This is a genomic window from Leifsonia sp. 10L418 (assembly GCF_056395445.1).
In genome coordinates this window covers 405,717-422,565 of sequence record NZ_JBFTJN010000001.1, presented here as the reverse complement: position 1 = coordinate 422,565, position 16,849 = coordinate 405,717, and the positions used below count along the sequence as shown (strand labels likewise).

The 16,849-nt window shown below is 64.1% G+C and carries 15 protein-coding genes, 1 pseudogene and 1 riboswitch; of the genes and pseudogenes, 12 read left to right on the top strand and 4 right to left on the bottom strand.

Annotated elements, in window-relative coordinates; genetic code table 11:
• Window positions 1–61 precede the first annotated feature (61 nt).
• The gene (locus AC1DCF_RS01890) at window positions 62–667 is read left to right on the top strand and encodes an ArsR/SmtB family transcription factor (protein ID WP_477209531.1); all 606 of its coding nucleotides are present in this window, start codon (window positions 62–64) and stop codon (window positions 665–667) included.
• A complete protein-coding gene (locus AC1DCF_RS01885) occupies window positions 664–897 on the top strand; it encodes a hypothetical protein (protein WP_477209530.1) in 234 nt (77 codons plus the stop codon). The genes AC1DCF_RS01890 and AC1DCF_RS01885 overlap by 4 nt, the downstream gene beginning before the upstream one ends.
• A 9-nt stretch (window positions 898–906) precedes the next feature.
• Here AC1DCF_RS01885 and AC1DCF_RS01880 read toward each other — a convergent pair whose 3' ends face one another.
• Window positions 907–1,425, bottom strand: coding sequence for a VOC family protein (locus tag AC1DCF_RS01880; protein ID WP_441791588.1), 519 nt, complete (start codon window positions 1,423–1,425; stop codon window positions 907–909).
• A gap of 77 nt (window positions 1,426–1,502) precedes the next feature.
• Between AC1DCF_RS01880 and AC1DCF_RS01875 the strand changes: the two are divergent.
• The 6 genes and pseudogenes from AC1DCF_RS01875 to gcvP form a co-directional block, all read left to right on the top strand.
• Window positions 1,503–1,799, top strand: a pseudogene (locus tag AC1DCF_RS01875) (DUF6597 domain-containing transcriptional factor); the annotation flags it as partial.
• Between the two features lie 15 nt (window positions 1,800–1,814).
• Window positions 1,815–2,297, top strand: coding sequence for a helix-turn-helix domain-containing protein (locus AC1DCF_RS01870; protein ID WP_477209821.1), 483 nt, complete (start codon window positions 1,815–1,817; stop codon window positions 2,295–2,297).
• 178 nt (window positions 2,298–2,475) lie between these two features.
• Window positions 2,476–2,901, top strand: coding sequence for an SRPBCC family protein (locus AC1DCF_RS01865; protein WP_477209529.1), 426 nt, complete (start codon window positions 2,476–2,478; stop codon window positions 2,899–2,901).
• Between the two features lie 137 nt (window positions 2,902–3,038).
• Window positions 3,039–3,136: riboswitch (glycine riboswitch) on the top strand.
• Window positions 3,137–3,361: 225 nt separating this feature from the next.
• A complete protein-coding gene (gene gcvT / locus AC1DCF_RS01860) occupies window positions 3,362–4,501 on the top strand; it encodes a glycine cleavage system aminomethyltransferase GcvT (protein ID WP_477209528.1) in 1,140 nt (379 codons plus the stop codon).
• A 65-nt stretch (window positions 4,502–4,566) separates the two neighbouring features.
• Window positions 4,567–4,938 carry a glycine cleavage system protein GcvH gene (gene gcvH / locus AC1DCF_RS01855; protein WP_441791584.1) on the top strand — a complete coding sequence of 124 codons (372 nt, stop codon included), beginning with the start codon at window positions 4,567–4,569 and terminating at the stop codon, window positions 4,936–4,938.
• A gap of 62 nt (window positions 4,939–5,000) precedes the next feature.
• Window positions 5,001–7,949 carry an aminomethyl-transferring glycine dehydrogenase gene (gene gcvP / locus AC1DCF_RS01850; protein WP_477209527.1) on the top strand — a complete coding sequence of 983 codons (2,949 nt, stop codon included), beginning with the start codon at window positions 5,001–5,003 and terminating at the stop codon, window positions 7,947–7,949.
• A 146-nt stretch (window positions 7,950–8,095) separates the two neighbouring features.
• Here the strand turns inward: gcvP and AC1DCF_RS01845 are convergent, their stop codons facing one another.
• Window positions 8,096–8,902: a CPBP family intramembrane glutamic endopeptidase gene (locus tag AC1DCF_RS01845; RefSeq protein ID WP_477209526.1), complete on the bottom strand. Its 807-nt coding sequence runs from the start codon at window positions 8,900–8,902 to the stop codon at window positions 8,096–8,098.
• Between the two features lie 37 nt (window positions 8,903–8,939).
• Window positions 8,940–9,587, bottom strand: coding sequence for an alpha/beta hydrolase family protein (locus tag AC1DCF_RS01840; protein ID WP_477209525.1), 648 nt, complete (start codon window positions 9,585–9,587; stop codon window positions 8,940–8,942).
• Between the two features lie 364 nt (window positions 9,588–9,951).
• Here AC1DCF_RS01840 and AC1DCF_RS01835 point away from each other — a divergent pair, with 364 nt between their 5' ends.
• The 4 genes from AC1DCF_RS01835 to AC1DCF_RS01820 all read left to right on the top strand — a co-directional run bounded on the left by AC1DCF_RS01835 (window position 9,952) and on the right by AC1DCF_RS01820 (window position 15,309).
• Window positions 9,952–11,565 carry a peptide ABC transporter substrate-binding protein gene (locus AC1DCF_RS01835; protein WP_477209524.1) on the top strand — a complete coding sequence of 538 codons (1,614 nt, stop codon included), beginning with the start codon at window positions 9,952–9,954 and terminating at the stop codon, window positions 11,563–11,565.
• 129 nt (window positions 11,566–11,694) lie between these two features.
• Window positions 11,695–12,624 carry an ABC transporter permease gene (locus tag AC1DCF_RS01830; RefSeq protein WP_477209523.1) on the top strand — a complete coding sequence of 310 codons (930 nt, stop codon included), beginning with the start codon at window positions 11,695–11,697 and terminating at the stop codon, window positions 12,622–12,624.
• Window positions 12,614–13,564 (top strand): ABC transporter permease, encoded by a 951-nt coding sequence (locus tag AC1DCF_RS01825; protein ID WP_477209522.1) that lies wholly within the window; start codon window positions 12,614–12,616, stop codon window positions 13,562–13,564. The genes AC1DCF_RS01830 and AC1DCF_RS01825 overlap by 11 nt, the downstream gene beginning before the upstream one ends.
• Window positions 13,561–15,309: a dipeptide ABC transporter ATP-binding protein gene (locus tag AC1DCF_RS01820; RefSeq protein ID WP_477209521.1), complete on the top strand. Its 1,749-nt coding sequence runs from the start codon at window positions 13,561–13,563 to the stop codon at window positions 15,307–15,309. Before AC1DCF_RS01825 ends, AC1DCF_RS01820 begins: the two co-directional genes overlap by 4 nt.
• A 93-nt stretch (window positions 15,310–15,402) precedes the next feature.
• Here the strand turns inward: AC1DCF_RS01820 and AC1DCF_RS01815 are convergent, their stop codons facing one another.
• Window positions 15,403–16,404 (bottom strand): patatin-like phospholipase family protein, encoded by a 1,002-nt coding sequence (locus tag AC1DCF_RS01815; protein WP_477209520.1) that lies wholly within the window; start codon window positions 16,402–16,404, stop codon window positions 15,403–15,405.
• Between the last annotated feature and the right edge of the window lie 445 nt (window positions 16,405–16,849).

Here is a 16,849-nt window from a genome sequence, read left to right as displayed (position 1 = left end):
CGATCTCTCAGGATGCAAAGAAATACTTGCAAATAAATCTTTGCAACGTTATCTTTGCATTATGGACAATGACACTCAGCCTGAGATACGCGCCAGTCGTCAGCTGGACATGGAGAGCCTGAAAGCACTGGCGCACCCCCTCCGGGTGAAGATTCTCGACACGTTGTCGACCTACGGTGATTTCACTGCCAGTGGCCTCGCCGAGCGACTGGGGGAGTCGAGCGGGTCGACCAGCTACCACCTGCGTCAACTCGAGCGCCATGGATTCGTGCGGGAGGTCGCGGGCAAGGGCACCGGTCGCGAGCGCTGGTGGGCTCGTATGCCGGGGGCGATCAATCTCGACGCGTCGGAGCTCTTCGACACCCCAGCGAACCGGGCCGTCACCAGGACTGTGGTGCGCGAGTTCGAACGAAGCCGTTCAGGCCTGCTCAGCGATTTTCAGGATCGGGGCTTGGAAGTGCTGCCTCCCGAGTGGTTGGCCGGCAGCGTGGTGTCCACGGTCAGTCTCAAATTGACGACTGAGCAACTCAAGGAAATCTCACAGCAGTGGGACCGCTTCGTCGAAGCGCACATCGATCAGTATCGCGGCCAGACCGGCCCGCACCTGCGCCCCGTGCAGATTCACTTCAACGCGTTCCCCGTTGTTGACGGGGAGGAGAGTGTGTGACCACCATGACCGCATCAGTCACTCCGACTCAGTATCGGTTCATCGACCCTCAACCTCGGTTCCTCGACCGTTTCGTCGTCACGCTGAGCCTCGCGATGCTCGACTGGGCGCGCCGGCGGGCCGACCGGGCATCCATCAGTCGCGAGCAGCACGATCGACTGCTCAGGCGGGCCGCCGAAATCCAGCGGCGCGAACACGATTCGGCTAAGCGAGCCACCCGCGTCATCTAGCCTGCCTGATCAGTTGTCCGGCGGGGTTTGAGTCTCTGCCCATGCTGAGACGCGGCGTGCGCTCTCTTCCTCGGAGACGTCTTCAACCCGTGTCATGATCGACCAACGGACTCCAAAAGGATCACGGATACTCGCGAACCGGTCTCCGGACACGAATGTGCTCAGCGGCTCACGGATGAGTGCGCCGGCGGCTTCCGCTCGTCGCACCACGGCATCTACATCCTCGCGGTACAGGCCAAGGGAGTAGCAGTCGCCATCACCGGCGGGAGCAGGCACCAAACCGTAGACGGCGTTTGGTTCGCCAAGCTGCAATCGCCCGTGACCGAAATCGAGTTCGGCGTGGACGACGACGCCGCCCATTTCAACAACGTCCACCACCCGCGCTCCGAACACGTCGCGGTAGAACTCGACCGCTTCTTTGGCCCGAGCGAGAGTCAAGAACGGTGTCAAGCTGGATGATCCATTCGGGACGCCGTGGGTGGTGTGCTTGCCGTGCGCGGCTACGGTGTGGATGGTGTGTTCAGTCATGACTTCAATCTAGAAGCCGATGAAAAGCTTCGCTTGATGATTCACGACAGTTTCAGCGTGACATGTAGGGGGTCAGTGTGAAGAATGAATGGCGCGGGACTCTCTACCCGGCACGGCTGCCGACGCTGCACCGACTTCCCGCGCCCGTAGGAATTTCGGGATTGGTGCGTTGGTTCTGGATCCCTGAATGGGACATCGCGCCGGGTCGAGTTTCACGGCAAGAGCTTCTCCCGTTTCCAGCCTGCAACCTGGTTGTTGATCCGGAATTCGTCGGATTCTCCGGCCCTTCGACACGGCGATCGTTTCGAGACCTTGAGGGCCGAGGATGGGCAGTTGGCGCGCTACTGCGCCCCGCCGCCGTGCCCCACTTCGTTGCAAGACCGAGTGAGGTGCGTGACTCCTCTACAGAGTTCAACGCACCAGATCTGCGCGCGGCGGTCACCACAGCTATGACCGCTGACCGCGATGGTGAGTCACGTCGTGGTCAGGCCGTTTCTGCCTTCAGCGCTTGGGTCGTCGATAACATTGGCGCGCCAACACCCGAGGGCACCATGGCCAACGCCCTGGCGGACCTCATTGACAGCGATCCTTCGATCACCCGCGTCGAACACGTGGCCGAACGACTCAGCATGTCAGTGCGAACAGTGCAACGACTGGCCGAGCGCTATTTCGGACTCCCACCCCTCACCTTGATCCGACGACGTCGACTCCAAGAGGCTGCGGAACTGCTCCGCACCGAACCCCGCATATCCGTCGCCGCCATCGCGGCGGAACTCGGATACGCTGACCACGCGCACCTCGCGAACGAATTCCGCGACACCATCGGTCTCACGGCCAGCAGTTATCGACGAAGCAATCCTGGCACTCGATAGTTCTCGTCCTGACTGTCCGATTCAAGGCTCTCGGACCAGAGGATCGACATCGTGAGTGCGTCGACATCGTCGCCGTCAAATCATTCGCCCGTCTTGCACGATCCTTGTCGCCACACTTGTCTGGCGCGGGGTGGATCCGACGCATGGCAAGGTGTAAACCGGTGGCATGGTCCGGATCATGAACACCATCGATATCGACGCGTCGACCGAGCAGGTCTATTCGGCCCTCCGAACTCTCGACGCCTACCCGACCTGGCTCAGGCACTCAACGGTGTACCGCGGCACGAAGATGCCAACGCCCCAGGCGGGAGCAACACTCACCTATGAAGACTCGACCATGGTCGGTCGAATGCGCGGCGAACTCGTTGAAGACGTGCCCGATCACGCGCTGCAATTTCACCAGAGCAAGCCGTCCGGCAGCCTGGATGCGCTCATCCGCTACGACCTGGACGCCGCTGAAACAGGCACACACCTCACCCGGGTCGGTGAGCTGACGACCCACGGGATGCTCCGCATGGTGCAGCCGATCCTGCTGCGAATGGCTGCCGCCGAAAGCGAGCGCACCATGAAGTCGCTGAAGACTCACTGTGAACACAGCACATGATTCGCCGTCGCCGCTCGGCTGGCCTGACAACCGGCTCACCGTTTGGGTGCGAGCCCCGAATCTGCCGCTAGGCTGTGATCGCAGTGTTTTTCGCACCTCCGCGACGAGCAATGCCCATAACTTAACAACTGGCCATCACGGTCGATGCGGGAGAATTCGACGTCGCAAGACGAGCGAACACCGAAGGAGCAATCCTCCCCGACAATCTCTCAGGTACGCGTACCGCATCGAACTGGCCACTCTGAAAAGCGGACGAGCGAAGCGAGTTCGGATCGAGCCTGTCGAGATCATCGACAGCCTGATCCGCTCGGCGCCTGTCCCGCCCAAGGTGAAAGTCCAGCCCTCTCACGAGAGCTGCGACGAAGCTCTCAGGCCTGACGACAGAGGGGGAGTTCCCACGGGGTTCAATCGAACCCCGCGACTCTTGCCATCCTCCTGGGTGGTGACGACCGGAGAACTCATGACCTCTGCATCAGAAAACCAGCCCGAAGAACGCTTCTCCCCGCTGCACCAGGCTCACGTCGACGCCGGTGCCAGCTTCACCGACTTCGCCGGTTGGCAGATGCCGGTGCGTTACTCGAGCGATCTCGCCGAGCACCATGCCGTGCGCTCCGCAGCCGGGCTGTTCGACCTGTCGCACATGGCCGAGATCGAGGTCTCAGGGCCGGATGCCGGTGCCTACCTCGACTTCGCACTGGCCGGCAAGCTCTCGGCCATCGACCTGCTCCAGGCCAAGTACAGCCTGCTGCTGAACGAGGCCGGCGGCATCATCGACGACGTCGTCGTGTACCGCACGGGGGAGATCAGCTACCTCGTCGTCGCCAACGCCGGCAACCGATTCCCCGCCGTCGAGGCGTTCACCGCCCGCGCCGCCCGCTTTGACGTGACCGTCACCGACACGAGCGACGATGTCGCCCTGATCGCGGTGCAGGGCCCGAACGCGCTGGCCATCCTGCAGGCCACCGCCGGCTTCACCGTCGACGGTGACCTTGAGCCGCTCAAGTACTACCGGGCGATGCGCGGCGCGTTCAACGGCATTCCCGTGCTCATCGCCCGCACCGGCTACACCGGCGAGGACGGCTTCGAGCTTTACATCGACGTGCCTCACGCCCTCGCGCTCTGGGAGGCGCTCGCCGCAGCCGGTGAGGCTCACGGCCTGGTTCCGGCCGGACTCGCCAGCCGCGACACGCTGCGCCTCGAAGCCGGCATGCCGCTCTACGGTCACGAACTGGGCACCAAGACGTTCCCGGCCCAGGCGGGTCTCGGCCGCGTCGTCAACCTCGCCAAGGAGACCGACTTCATCGGTCGTGCCGCGAGCGAGGAAGGCCCGAGCGCCGACGCCCGCGTGTTGGTCGGCCTCGTGGCCGAGGGCAAGCGTGCCGGCCGTGCCGACTATGCGATCTTCGCCAGTGCCGAGTCGACCGAGCCGGCCGGAGTGATCACGAGCGGCGCCCTGTCCCCGACCCTCGGACATCCGATTGCCATGGCCTACGTCGCACCGTCGCTTGCCGGCCAGGGCACCCAGGTTTACGTTGACGTGCGCGGAACCCGCATTCCCGCCACTGTCACGCAGCTCCCGTTCTACAAGCGTCAGAAGTAGCATCAGCGGCAGAAATGCCCAGCATCACAAACACTCCACCATTCACCCCTCCGAGAGGACACCCCATGGCCGACAAGACTGAACTCAAGTACACCGCAGAGCACGAATGGCTCGACATCTCAGGCGACGTCGCGACCGTGGGCATCACCGCCTACGCGGCTGAGAAGCTCGGCGACGTCGTGTTCGTCGAACTTCCTGCGGTCGGCTCCGCCGTCGCATCCGGCACCGTCGTCGGCGAGATCGAGTCGACCAAGTCGGTCGGCGAGCTCTTCGCTCCGGTCAACGGCACCGTCACCGAAATCAACGACGCCGTCGTCGACAGCCCCGAGCTGGTCAACAGCGACCCGTTCGGCGACGGCTGGTTGATCAAGGTCTCCTTCACCGAACTGCCGACCCTGCTCAGCTACGACGAGTACACCGCCCTCGTCGGCGAGTAATCTCCCCTCCCACCCCGCACATAGACACCACCGGCCAACCAGAACGCGCAGGTTTTCACTCAATGTCACAGGCTCCTTCCACTCCGGAATTCTCACCCGCAGAATTCGCCGGACGGCACATCGGCACGGATGCCGCCGCCCAGTCACACATGCTTGCCACGCTCGGCTACGACTCGGTTGAGTCGCTCGTCAACGCGGCAGTGCCGGCGTCGATTCACGTCGACGCCTTCCGCGCGGAGGGCGACAGCACGTTGCCTCCCGCCGCCACGGAACGGGAGGCCATCACGGAGCTCCGCGCTCTGGCCGGCCGCAACACGGTCAAGCGTTCGATGATCGGTCTCGGCTACTACGACACGATCACCCCCGCCGTGATCAAGCGCAATGTGCTCGAGAACCCGAGCTGGTACACGGCCTACACGCCGTACCAGCCCGAGATCTCGCAGGGACGCCTGGAAGCGCTCATCAACTTCCAGACGATGATCGCCGACCTGACCGGCCTGACCACGGCCAACGCGTCGATGCTCGACGAGTCGACCGCCGTCGTCGAGGGCATGTTGCTCACGCGCCGTGCCTCGAAGTCGGCGACCCACCGTTTCATCGTCGACGCCGACGCGCTGCCGCAGACCAAGGCTCTGCTGGCCAACCGGGCGGATGCCGTCGGCATCGAACTCGTCGAGGTCGCGCTCGATGAGTCGACCACTGCTGAAAGCCTCGGCGACCACTTCGGCATCTTCGTGCAGTACCCCGGCGCGTCTGGTCGCGTCTGGAACCCGGCCGGCATCATCGCCGCATCGAAGGCGCAGGGCGCCCTCGCCGTCGTCGCCGCCGACCTGCTCGCCCTCACCCTCATCACCTCGCCCGGTGAACTGGGCGCGGACGTCGCCGTCGGCACCAGCCAGCGTTTCGGTGTGCCGATGGGCTTCGGCGGCCCGCACGCCGGCTACATGGCCGTGCGCAAGGGCTTGGAGCGTCAGCTTCCGGGTCGTCTCGTCGGTGTGAGCGTCGACGCAGCCGGCCACCCCGCCTACCGCCTGTCGCTGCAGGTGCGCGAGCAGCACATCCGTCGTGACAAGGCCACCTCGAACATCTGCACCGCCCAGGTTCTGCTGGCCGTCATGGCCGGCATGTACGCCGTCTACCACGGCCCGTCCGGCCTCAAGGCGATCGCCGAGCGCGTGAACGAGCGAGCCGGCCAGCTGGTCGCCGCTCTCGGTGCCGCGGGTGTGACCGTCGTCAACGACACCTTCTTCGACACCGTCCGCGTCACGGTCGCCGGCCGTGCCGCCGAAATCGTCGCCCGCGCGGCCGAGTCGGGGGTCAACCTGCACCAGGTCGACGCCGACACGATCAGCATTGCCGTCGACGAGACCACGACCGCGGCCGACCTGACCGCAGTTCTCGGCGCATTCGGCGCCCGGGATGCCTTCGGTCACGTCGAGCTCACCGCCGTCGTCTCTGGGCTCCCGGCCGAGCTCGCCCGCACGAGCGAGTACCTCACGCACGCGGTGTTCAACACGCACCGCTCGGAGACGAGCATGATGCGCTACCTCAAGCGCCTCGCCGACTACGACTACGCACTCGACCGCGGCATGATCCCACTGGGCTCCTGCACCATGAAGCTCAACGCGGCCACCGAGATGGAAGCCGTCACCTGGCCCGAGTTCGCCGGGGTTCACCCGTTCGCGCCGCGCGCCGACGTCGAGGGCTACCTCGAGCTGGTCAACCAGCTCGAAACGTGGCTCACCGACGTCACCGGATACCACTCGGTCTCGCTGCAGCCGAACGCCGGCAGCCAGGGCGAGCTCGCTGGCCTCCTGGCCATCCGCGGCTTCCACCTCTCGAACGGTGACACCGAGCGCACCGTCTGCCTGATTCCGTCGAGCGCACACGGCACCAACGCGGCCTCCGCCGTGCTGGCCGGCATGAAGGTCGTCGTCGTGGCCTGCGATGAGCTCGGCAACGTCGACCTCACCGACCTGCGCGCGAAAATCGCCGAGCACGCCGAGCACCTCGCCGCGCTGATGATCACCTACCCGTCGACGCACGGCGTCTACGAGCACGAGGTCACCTCGATCACCGACGCGGTTCACGCGGCCGGCGGCCAGGTCTACGTCGACGGCGCCAACCTCAACGCCCTGCTCGGCTTCGCCCGGTTCGGCGACTTCGGCGGCGACGTCTCGCACCTCAACCTGCACAAAACGTTCTGCATCCCGCACGGCGGCGGCGGTCCCGGTGTCGGTCCGGTCGCAGCCAAGGCGCACCTGGCTCCGTTCCTGCCCGGGCACCCGCTCGCGCAGAGCACCGACCACTACCTGGTCGCGGGATCGTCAGATGCCGTTGCGGATGCCTCGGCTACCACGATCGAGCACCGTGGCGGACCGGTTTCGGCCGCGCCCTACGGCAGCCCGAGCATCCTGCCGATCTCGTGGGCCTACGTGCGCATGATGGGTGCCGAGGGTCTCAAGCAGGCCACCGGCGCCGCAGTTCTCGCCGCCAACTACGTGGCCAAGCGCCTCGAGGGTCACTTCCCGGTGCTCTACTCCGGTGACAACGGTCTGGTCGCACACGAGTGCATTCTCGATGTGCGCCCGCTGACCGAAGCCACCGGCGTGACCGTCGACGATGTGGCCAAGCGCCTCATCGACTACGGCTTCCACTCGCCGACCATGAGCTTCCCGGTCGCCGGAACCCTGATGGTCGAGCCGACCGAGAGCGAAGACCTCGGCGAGATCGACCGTTTCATCGACGCGATGATCGCGATCAAGGCCGAAGCGGATGCTGTTGCTGCCGGAGTCTGGCCGGCCGACGACAACCCGTTGCACAACGCGCCGCACACCGCGCAGTCTGTGATCGAGGGGGAGTGGGAGCACCCGTACGAGCGGGCCGTCGCCGTCTACCCGGTGCACACCCTGGTGCGTAACAAGTACTGGCCGCCGGTGCGTCGCATCGACCAGGCCTACGGTGACCGCAACCTGGTTTGCGCGTGCCCGCCGCCGGAGGCGTTCGAGTAAACCCGAGCTTCTCACTGAGCGAGCCCCCTGTGTGGGGTTCCGCGAGACCGCAGTTGTGGTCGCTTTCCGCGAGGAATAGCGACCACAACTGCGGTTTCGCGTTAAGGGGAAGCTTGGAAAGCTCGGGAAGTTTGGAATCGGGGGAACTAGTTGGTGGGGGACGGAGATGGGGTCGGGGGCGGGGCGGGGGCCAGAAGGTCCGGCCACCAGAGCAACGCCAGCGGATAGCCGACGAACGAGACGATGTCGATGATCCAGTGCGCGATCACGAGCGGCATCGTGCGTCCCCACCGGGTGTAGAACCAACCGAACACGACGCCCATCGCGACGTTTCCGAAGAACGGACCGATGCCCTGGTAGAGGTGATAGCTGCCACGCAGCGTCGCCGACGACAGGATGATCGTCCACTTCGACCAGCCCAACTCTTTCAGCCGGGTGAACAGATAGCCCACCACGATCAGCTCCTCGGTCAGCGCCGAGCGCAGGGCGGAAAAGATCAGAATCGGAATCGTCCACCAGAACGTGTCGAGCGGAGCCGGCACGACAGCGACGGTGAAGCCGAGTGCCCGGCCGGCGAGATAGAGCGCGAGACCCGGGATGCCGATCACAAGCAGCAGGCTCAGCCCGCTGAGCAGATCTTTCCCCGGCTGGGTGAAGTCGAAACCGATCCGACGGAATGCGCTCTTTCCGGGCAGCCAGAGCAAGTAGAGCACCAGCGCGACGCCGAACAGATCGAAGAAGATCGCCAGGAATTGATACGTGAAGTCGAGCCACTCGCGGGGCGACTGCGAGGCATTGAGCGTGGCCGACTGCTCCGACAACGGGATCGGGGCGGTCAGCCTCGCGATGATCGAGACGATCGAATACACCGCGGATGCCCCGAGCGACAGCCCGAGCACGATGATCACTTCGACGCGAAGCCGGGTCCTATTGAGTTCGAGCGTGTTGGTCACGAAGGTCAGTTTCGCATCTCCGACGCCCGAACCGCGATCACCTTACCGATTGAAGAAACCCGAGTACCGACTCGACCACCAGTGCCGTCACCGCGTCGGCATCGAGGGGCGACGACTTCAACACGGCCAGGGAGTGATCGGCTCCGGGCACGGCCACCACGCGGATGCCCGCCCGATCGGCAGTTTCAGAAGACACGACCGCCGCACTGCCGAACGTGTCCCGCTCGCCTTGTACGACCAGCACCGGCACGGTCGGCTGGAGCAACTCGTGCAGACGGGAGCTCTCAGGCTTGCCGGGCGGATGGAGCGGGAACGAGAGACAGACGATGGCGGCCGCGTTCACAGCATCCGCTGTTCGACAGGCGACGCGGGCACCGGCACTGCGTCCACCGGTGACCAGCGGGAGTCGACCGGCGAGGTCGACCACGAGCGGGGCGGTCTCGAGCCAGGCGGTATCGAGCGCGGCCGGGCGCGGTGCCACCTTCTTACCGGCGACCCGCCACGGCTGCTCGTGTCGCACAACGGTGATGCCGTGCCGGGGGAGTTCGGCAGCGAGAGCGACGAGGTCACGGGAGCCGATTCCGCCGCCGGCACCATGGCCCAGCCACAGCACGGCTCGGGCATCGGATGCGACGTCGACGGTCAGGCGCCCCGGCCCGAGCGAGGTGGGTGCGGCGAGTTCCATGCTCAGAAGCTATCAACGCGCCCGCCCAGTGAGAAGCCGTGGTCATCTTTGCATCCCCGCTGACCGAACGTGCGTTCAGTGACCGGTCTCTTACTGCATTTGGTTGCGTTTGTACGCAGCGGATCGCGGAATTGGCGGATTGGCTGCACAAAAGCTGCAAAAACGCCCTCTGTCGATAACAACTTCCCTCAGAGTTTGGAAATCGGCGCGCCTCTCTTTAGGGTCATTAACCATCCCCCTTATTAGGTCGCCCTCGTTGAGGTCGCCCTCATCTGGGTCGCCCTCACTGAGGGTCTGGAACTATCAAGCGTGGAAGCGAAGCCACAAGCGACGCTCCCACGCATACTTTTGCACTGGAGGAACATTGAAAAACAGGAGACTTGGCATTGTCGCCATCGCTCTGGCCACGGCGGGAGCGCTCGCGCTCACCGGTTGCGCCAGCGGCGAGAAGAAGCCGGCATCTGCCGGTGACGCCACCGCTATCGTGACCACCAACGGTTCGGAGCCGCAGAACCCGCTGCTCCCCGCCAACACCACTGAGACGGGTGGCGGCAAGATCGTCACGTCGATCTTCGCCGGACTGGTGGCTTACAACGGCAAGGGCGAGATCGTCAACGATGTCGCAAAGTCGATCGAGTCCGATGACGCCCAGCACTGGACCGTCACGCTCAAAGAAGGCCAGACCTTCACCAACGACGAGCCCGTCGACGCGAACTCGTTCGTTGACGCGTGGAACTACGCAGCACTGGCCAGCAACGCCCAGGGCGCTTCGTACTTCTTCGACAACATCGTCGGCTACTCAGGTGAAGCTGACTCTGCACTGACCGGCCTCAAGGTTGTCGACGACACGACCTTCACGGTTGACCTCCTCGCCCCTGAAGCTGACTGGCCGCTGCGCCTCGGCTACTCGGCGTTCATGCCGCTCCCGAAGGCCGGCCTCGCCGACATGAAGGCGTTCGGCGAGAACCCGATCGGTAACGGCCCGTACATGCTGGCCTCCGACAAGGCCTGGGTCCACAACGAGAAGATTGATCTCGTCACGAACCCGAAGTACGACGGTGTGCGCAAGCCCAAAAACGGTGGCCTGAGCATCATCTTCTACGGCACCCTGGACCCGGCCTACGCCGACGCACAGGGCGGGAACCTCGACGTTCTCGACGCAGTTCCCGACTCCGCGTTCGAGACCTACAAGGCAGAGTTCGGCGACCGTTCGGTCAACCAGCCGGCCGCTATCTTCCAGGCGATGAACATCCCGGGCTACCTCGAGCACTTCAGTGGTGAAGAGGGCAAGCTGCGTCGTCACGCCATCTCGATGTCGATCAACCGCGACGAGATCACGAAGGTCATCTTCCAGGGCACCCGTACCCCGGCAACCGACTTCACGTCGCCGGTTATCGCTGGCTACTCTGACAAGCTCAAGGGTGCCGAGGTTCTCGAGTACAACCCGACCGAAGCGAAGAAGCTGTGGGCCGAGGCCGACGCCATTTCTCCGTACACCGGCACCTTCGACATCTCGTACAACTCCGATGGTGGACACCAGGCCTGGGTCGACGCTGTGGCAAACAGCATCGTCAACACGCTGGGCATCCAGGCCGTCGGCAAGCCGTACCCGACGTTCGCCGCTTCGCTCGATGACCGTGAGCAGCAGAAGCTGACCGGCGCCGTGCGCTCCGGATGGCAGGGCGACTACCCGTCGCTGTTCAACTTCCTCTCCCCGCTGTACCAGACCGGTGCAGGCAGCAACTACGAGGGTTACAGCAACCCCGAGTTCGACCAGCTGCTGAAGGAAGGCGCAACCGCGCCGACCGTCGAGGACGCGACGAAGAAGTTCCAGGCTGCACAGGAAGTTATGCTGAGCGACCTGGCGACCGTTCCGCTGTGGTACTCCAACGTCGTCGGTGTCTGGTCTGACCAGGTTGACAACGTCGTGTTCGGCTGGGACTCCGTGCCGCTGTACAACGAGATCACCAAGGGCTAGTCCTTCTTACTAACCCAGATTCCGGGGTAATCCGGCTGTCCGAGCGCGTTCGCGCCTCGGACAGCCGGGTGACCTGGATCATTCAGCGATTGTGATCTCAATGCTCCTTCCTAACAACGGAGGATGCTAATGCTGTGGTACACCGGCAAACGTATTCTCCAGATGCTTCCCGTCTTCTTCGGTGCGACATTCCTGATTTATTTCATGGTGTTCTCACTGCCGGGTGACCCGATCGCCGCTTTGTACGGCGACCGTCCTCCGGCCCCTAATGTGATTGAGGCGGTTCGGGCCCAGTACAACCTCGACAAGCCCTTCATCGTTCAGTACCTGATGTACATCGGCGGCCTCTTCCAGGGCGACCTCGGAACCACGTATTCCGGACGCCCCGTCGCCGACGTCATGGCAGATGCCTTCCCGATCACCCTGCGACTGGCCACCCTTGCTTTGTTCTTTGAGGCAGTGTTCGGCGTTTTGATCGGCTTGATCGCCGGTCTGCGCAAGGGCAAGTGGTTCGACGCGAGTGCTCTCGTCGTGAGCCTGCTGCTCATCTCGGTGCCGACGTTCGTCATCGGTTTCGTGCTGCAGTTCGTCTTCGGCGTTCAACTCGGCTGGGCGCGAACGACCGTGAGTGGTGATGCGCCGTACAGCGAGCTCATCCTGCCCGCTATCGTGCTCGCATCCGTGTCGTTCGCCTACATCGTGCGGCTCACTCGCGCGAGTGTGTCTGACAACCTCAACGCCGACTTCGTGCGCACCGCAACGGCCAAGGGTTTGTCCCGCCGCCGCGTCGTGACCGTGCACGTGCTGCGTAACTCGCTGGTACCCGTCGTGACGTTCCTGGGTGTTGACCTGGGTTCGTTGATGGTCGGTGCGATCGTGACTGAGGGAATCTTCAATATCAACGGAGTGGGCGGGACCGTTTACCGAGCAGTGAAGCTCGGCGAGGGCCCGACGGTTGTGTCGTTCATCGCGGTGATGGTCATCATCTTCGTGGTGGCGAACCTGCTCGTTGACCTGCTTTACGCACTGCTTGACCCGAGGATCCGCTATGCAAAATAGAAACTACCGATCCCAGGAACACTACGTCGCGCCACTCGAAGACACGCCGATCGCCCCGATCGACCGTCTCGACGATTCCGAGAAAGCCCGCAGCACGTGGGCGGATGCTTGGGATGCGATGCGTCGACGTCCTTCCTTCTGGATCTCGTCGGCCTTGATCGTGCTGATTCTGGTCGTGGCTGCGTTCCCTGGGCTGTTCGCCCAGGTCTCGCCGAACCTGAACTGCCAGCTGGCCAACAGCAACGGTGGACCGGAAGCCGGGCATCCGCTCGGATTCACTCGCCAGGGCTGTGACGTCTACTCGCGAATCATCTTCGGGGCCCAGGCCTCGGTCATGGTCGGTGTGCTGGCGACGCTGCTCGTCACGATCAGCGGTGTGATCATCGGGGCGCTGGCCGGTTACTACGGTGGGTTCCTCGACACGTTCGTCTCGCGCGTTGGCGACATCTTCTTCGCGATCCCCACCGTGCTCGGTGCGATCGTGCTGATGTCGGTGCTGCCCGAGCGCACGCCGGTCACCGTGGCGTTGGTCTTGTCGATCTTCGCCTGGCCGCAGATCGCCCGCATCATGCGTGGTGCGGTGCTCAGTGCGCGCCAGTCCGACTATGTGATGGCCTCGACCGCTCTCGGTGTGTCGAAGTTCCGCATTCTGGTGCGGCACGTGGTTCCGAACTCGATCGCTCCGGTGATCGTGGTCGCGACCATCTCGCTGGGAACGTTCATCGTCGCCGAGGCGACCCTGTCGTTCTTGGGTATCGGGTTGCCGCCGAATGTCATGTCCTGGGGCAACGACATTGCTCAGGCGCAGACGTCGATTCGCACGAACCCGCAGATTCTGCTTTACCCGTCTGCGGCGCTGTCGATCACTGTGCTTTCATTTCTGATGTTGGGCGACGTTGTTCGCGACGCTCTTGACCCGGCGGCGAGGGCCCGACGATGACACTTCTCCTCAATGAAACCGAGGGTCAGCACGTTGACACCTCGAACTCACCGCTCCTGCAGATCCGCAACCTTGAGGTCGGCTTCCGCACGCAGCGCGGGCTCGTTCCCGCGGTGCGCGGTGTCGACCTCACCCTCTACGCCGGTCAGACTTTGGCCATCGTGGGGGAGTCCGGTTCCGGCAAGACGACGACCGCACAGTCGATCATCGACTTGCTTCCCGGCACCGGTCAGGTGACAGGCGGTCAGATCCTCTTCGAGGGTCGAGACCTGACCAAGCTGTCGCCGAAGGAGATCCAGGATGTGCGTGGTCGCCTGATCGGCTATGTTCCGCAGGACCCCATGTCGAACCTCAACCCGGTGTGGAACATTGGTTTCCAGGTGGAAGAGGCGATCAGGGCCAACAACGTCGCCCAGGGCAAGGATGTGCGCCTGCGCACCATCCAGGTTCTGCAGGAGGCCGGCCTCAGCGATGCTGCCGAACGACTCAAGCAGTACCCGCACCAGTTCTCCGGTGGCATGCGCCAGCGGGTACTGATCGGGATCGGCTTGTCCTCGCGTCCGAAGCTGCTGATTGCCGACGAGCCGACGAGCGCTCTGGACGTCACCGTTCAGCGCCAGATCCTCGACCACCTCGGCACACTCACCCGTGACTATGGCACCTCGGTGCTGTTCATCACGCACGACCTCGGCCTCGCCGCGGAACGTGCGGAGCAGCTCGTCGTCATGTACAAGGGCAAGGTCGTCGAGTCGGGGCCGTCGCAGGAGATCCTGGCCGACCCGAAGCATCCGTACACTCAGCGGTTGGTTTCTGCTGCGCCGAGCCTGGCGTCGCGTCGAATCCAGACGGCCAAGAGCGCGGGTGCCATCGACCGGGAGGTCTTCGGCGAAGGCTCACTTGATGAGACACTGATCGCTCGTGCCGCTTCGCGTGAAGAGGCAGCGCCGGCGACCGATCTGATCTCGGTGCAGTCGGTCTCCAAGACCTACCGCATTCGTCAGCAGGGCCTCAAGTACAAGGAGCTGCAGGCGGTCAACGAGGTCTCGTTCGGGATTCAGCGCGGCACCACGACGGCTCTCGTCGGCGAATCCGGGTCGGGCAAGTCCACGGTCGCGAAACTGATTCTGCAGCTCGAGAGCATCACGAGCGGCCGGATCGAGTTCGACGGTCAGGATGTCGCCGGGCTGAAGGGCGCCGAACTGCTGAAGTTCCGTCGCCGTGTGCAGCCGGTCTTCCAAGACCCGTATGGCTCGCTCGACCCGCAGTACAACGTCGGTAACACGATTGCTGAACCGTTGTTGGCGCACCGCGTCGGCACGGCGAAGGAACGCCAGGCCCGGGTACTCGAGTTGCTCGACCAGGTGTCGCTGCCGGCGTCGACCCGCTACCGCTACCCGAGCGAATTGTCGGGTGGGCAGCGTCAGCGCATCGCCGTGGCACGCGCTCTGGCGTTGAAGCCGGACGTGCTCGTGCTCGACGAGGCGGTCTCGGCGCTTGACGTCTTGGTGCAGGGTCAGGTTCTGAACCTGCTCACCGAGCTGCAGAGCGAACTCGGTCTCACCTACCTCTTCATCACTCACGACCTCGCGGTCGTGCGTTTGATCGCAGACAACGTCTGCGTGATGAAGAAGGGTTCGATCATCGAGGCGGCGACGACCGATGAGGTCTTCGACAACCCGCAGCAGAGCTACACGCAGGAACTCCTGGCCGCCATTCCCGGCGGAAACTTCGAGTTCGGGCGTTAGAACGCACTCGGGGGAGCACCCTCAACCGCTGGGCGGCACCACACTGTGGTGCCGCCCAGCGGCGTTAACGCACGATGCACTGATTCGGGGGCGTCAGCGCCAGAACTCCGTGAGTTGCTCGGCACAGGCTCTGCCTTGGTCGTAGCCCGCTTGAGCAGCGGGCGGACGCGTCGACAGATCCATCATGTTGCTGCCGAATGCGTCGAGTGAGGCGCTGTCCGGCACGATGATCTCGACTCTGCTGCCGCCGGCGCGGAGTTCGTCGACCTGAGCTGCGAGATGCATGCCCCATTCCAGCGGTGCCCGTGATCGGCCGCCAAACGGTGACAGCACCAGCACCCGCCCGTATCCGGCGGCCAGATCGGCATTCTCGCTGGATCGCCGGTAGCCGCCGTCGATGAAACGGTTGTCCCCGATCCGGTGGGGAGCGCCACTGGCACAGCTCGCGGCGACGGCATCCACCAGGTCGACCCCGCTGTGGCGGTCGAACACGACGGGTTCCCCGGTCTGGGCGTCGACCGCCGTGAGGAGGATCGTTCGTTGCGGCCAGTGCTGGTTGGGCAGTCGGGCTGCGACGGTGGCGCGCCACTGCGATTGCCCGGAGCCGTCCGACATCGCATCCAATTCGAGCGCTGCCGCACCTAGTTTCCGGCGCATGTCGGCCGCATCTTCAGCGGCGGCGATGATGTCGCTCGTCCTCCGCATCTGGTCGGACACGGGCCGAAGGGCGTCAGGTCCACGGTCAGACCCGGCCGGGCGAGGCCGCTGCGGGGGTGCGGCGGACAGGATGTCGGCGAGCAGTCGGGCCGGGTGTGCGCTCGTGATCTGCGCCGCGGCCGTCGCCCCGGCCGATGTGCCGATGATCAGGTCGGCCTCGGTCACGTCCAACCCGGCATCGAAGAGACCGGCGATGACGCCGATCAGCCAGGCATTGCCTGCTGATCCACCACCGCCGAGGACCAACGCTCGCTCGCGCACGGGCCGCGCATCGTCGGCCTGCTGCCGATCCAGATCGGACGTCGACCGGTCGGATGTCGGCCCGTCGGAGGTCGTCGCCCCGCTGAAGTGCCGAGTTGAAAAAGGTGTTGTGTTCATGGGAATCGCCTTTCGCGAATTGCCTGGAGGGCGCTCCCTGTGGCGACTACGTCAGTCGCGCGATCGTGCACTGCGGGGGAGCACCCACTGCGGATACTGCGTTCATGGGACTCACCTCCTGCCGATAGACCACGATCGCCAAGACGCTAGCACGCCCGCGACGCGTTGCGCATCCTGCGGAGCCGGGTTGTACGTTTCGCGCTCGAAAACGCCGCTGACCTCTCGGTCTGGAGGGGAGTGGGGTGCGCATACCACACGGTTGATCATTGTGTAGCGTTTCACCGTAACCGGGTGGCCATTTGTTGCTTCTTTTGTCGAAGAGGCGCAACAATGTGTCGCTCACGTCACTGCTTGGTAACGATTGGCCCCATGTTGGGGTCAATTTCGCAGCGTTGTAACTAGGGTCATCTGTAATCGAACGCCAGGTGCACTCGTTGCGCCTGGC